Source organism: Pseudomonadota bacterium (assembly GCA_026390555.1).
In the GTDB taxonomy this organism is placed as follows: domain Bacteria; phylum Bdellovibrionota_C; class UBA2361; order UBA2361; family OMII01; genus OMII01.
Window position 1 is genome coordinate 1 of record JAPLFS010000002.1, and the last position, 2,490, is coordinate 2,490.

At 50.7% G+C, this 2,490-nt stretch carries 2 protein-coding genes and 1 pseudogene; 1 reads left to right on the forward strand and 2 read right to left on the reverse strand.

The window, feature by feature from the left end; all coding sequences use genetic code 11:
• Nucleotides 1-831 (forward strand): hypothetical protein (locus NTV65_00020; protein ID MCX6113590.1); only part of this gene is annotated, 831 nt, incomplete at its 5' end.
• Between the two features lie 526 nt (nucleotides 832-1,357).
• Here NTV65_00020 and NTV65_00025 read toward each other — a convergent pair.
• Together NTV65_00025 and NTV65_00030 are read right to left on the reverse strand one after the other, a co-directional pair.
• Nucleotides 1,358-1,861: pseudogene (locus NTV65_00025) on the reverse strand (transposase).
• An 18-nt stretch (nucleotides 1,862-1,879) separates the two neighbouring features.
• Nucleotides 1,880-2,490 (reverse strand): hypothetical protein (locus NTV65_00030; protein MCX6113591.1); only part of this gene is annotated, 611 nt, incomplete at its 5' end.

The following is a 2,490-nucleotide window of genomic DNA, read 5'->3' on the forward strand; positions in this document are numbered from 1 at the left end:
CCCTTTATTCCTGATTTTCATATGCGCACCGTTGCCTGGATGATAGTGCCGTTTGTGTGTGCGGGGCTATTTATGGTGCTGCGCTCGATTCGGCGCTTCGAGTCGGCCGTAATCATAGCGTGGCTTATGGCAGCAATTCTGCCCGGTATTATGTCTGAGCATGCCTATCCGAAGAGGCTCTCCACGTTTTTTCCGGCACTTGATCTGTTAGCGGCTCTGGCGATTGCGCTCTATCTTGCCTATGCCAGGGAGACGAAACAGCGTTGGCGCCGCGCTCTAGCAAAGAGCTCCGTATTAGCGTGTTTCGCTGTTTCTATTGTGTTCGGTGCGAGTGCATGGTTTTCCGGGCGGGATTGGAAATACGGAGAACCCCCTGAGGTGTTTGCGGCGGCTGAGATGGCCAAGGAGATTCAGCCCAAGACCATAATTATAGCGGATCTTTTGCTCGGATATCACGTAGGTAAGATGACCTACCTACTGCTTGACGCTCTGACCGATCCGAAGAATCGTCCAAACTTTTGGTTTGCAGGGAGAGTAGATGCAATACGCGTGGCTATTAAGGATCCTTTACACGCCACCAAGCTTGATAACGACTGGATTTATATCTGGACCAAGCTGCGCGATCAGAAAGAGGAGAGTGATGCATTTGCTGGATGGGAGCGCGTAGTGTTTATGATCCAGGAGCGTCCAGAGAATCAGGACTATAACAAAGATGAGATAGAGGAGGTTATGAACAGGTGCGCTAATCCTGTCGTGCGCAGGATTGAGTCGCGGGGAACATTCTGGCTTCCGTTAGTAATTGTAAGCTGCAAGGTGAGCGATCTTAGATGAGCCGTTAAGGCTTCTCAATCAATGCCCACCAGGCCTTGCTACGACCCGCATGATCGGCAGGTATCGTTCCCAAGAACTTTCCGAATGGAGGCGTATCGCTGCAAACGGCCGCCATCTCCGGGTCGTTCGGAAACTGCGAAAGGCATGTAGTTAGCAGTACATCTCCTGACTGTAGCTCGCTGAAAGCCTGCGAGATGCTCTTTTCTCCGAGCAGGAGCTCACGAGAATTTGGAGCCTGCTTTTTGAACTCAAGATCATTGGTACGGGGTTACGGCCATTAAGTTAAGCACTAACCCGCTTAAAATACGGCTTTTCTAGCGAATTTCTGAAAGTGCAAACTCCGTGCGTTCGATTTAAGAGACAATCGTTCTTTCCCTTTTTCTCTTTCGGGCCGCTGCAACGTAGGATTAATCATGAACAATCGCCTCACCCGATCTTCGAAGTCATCTGGAGGATCGAACATTAGCAGAATGATGGAATCCTTGATAGCATGAAATGAGATGACTTTATTCACCTGCTGTCGATATCACGTTCTCTTAGCCGCTAGTTCGCCATTCACCTCCGCTGATAGGATAGTCTCCAAACCAATCACAAAGAGGGCCTGGAAGAAATCCTGCTTGATAGCTTCAACGGTTCGTCCCGTGAAGTTGTCTACCGCAAGGCGGCTCTTGATTGCTTGAAAGAACGTCTCGATTTTCCATCGTTTATAGTAGAGCTTTTTGAAGTCCTTTAGTGGGTATCGTTTCTGATCGAGAAGCGATGTTGCTAATACCTCTACCTCTCCGTCCGCGAGGACTATCCTGATAAACCTCATGCGCAGACTATGTGCCAGTTCCGTGTCGTCATGGAAGTGAGCGGGACGTTCAGCCTCGGCTACTATATCTTTGTGCGCGGCATCGGTGAATAGTTGGTGATATTTCTGATAAGTCTTATCTTTAACACGAACAATGAAATCAGCTTTTTTGCGCACTATTTCAGCAAAAAACGCATACGAGCCGAAGCCTCGGTCAGCTATGAGAATGTCGCCCGCCCCAAGGTTATCAAGGTGCTAGAGTGACGCCCTGATGTCATTTGTTCTCCCGGCATGAATGCTTCCTGCAAGCGGGATCTCACTCAGAACGTCGTAGAGCACGACGACCTTGGCTTCGACGTTGTCGCAGGCGACACCCTGATGACCGTTCATGTAGCGGACCGTGCCGAAAGCTTCGACGAGCTCCTTGCTCGTCGGAAGGCGAAGAGTTGACCCATCAATCGCCAACAAGCGATGCCCCTTAAATCGCTTATGGTTCCCGTCAGTATACATCGGCTTGACCACACACTCTTCAAGCAGCTCGATAAATGCCGTGTGTAGAAACTTCTGCCGTGCCTGACTCAGTGCGCTTGCAGAGATACTTTCGTCCGTATCTCGACACCACTCGTTTAACACGAGCTGCAGAGACTTCACACTTTTTCTCAGAAGAAGGGTTAGCGTTGGGATTGCGATAGGGCGGTCACTTTGCCGGAGTTGATAAGAGCTCAAATGCCTGGAGCGCGACACTCTATCGAACGGAGATCTCTGGATGCGGGGGCGCTTTCCAACACCCTTTCGCAATAGGGGGGGCTTCGCCGAGGGTGAGATGGTCCCGGCGGGCTCCAGTAGCTGCCCGGGTCTTACGAGAG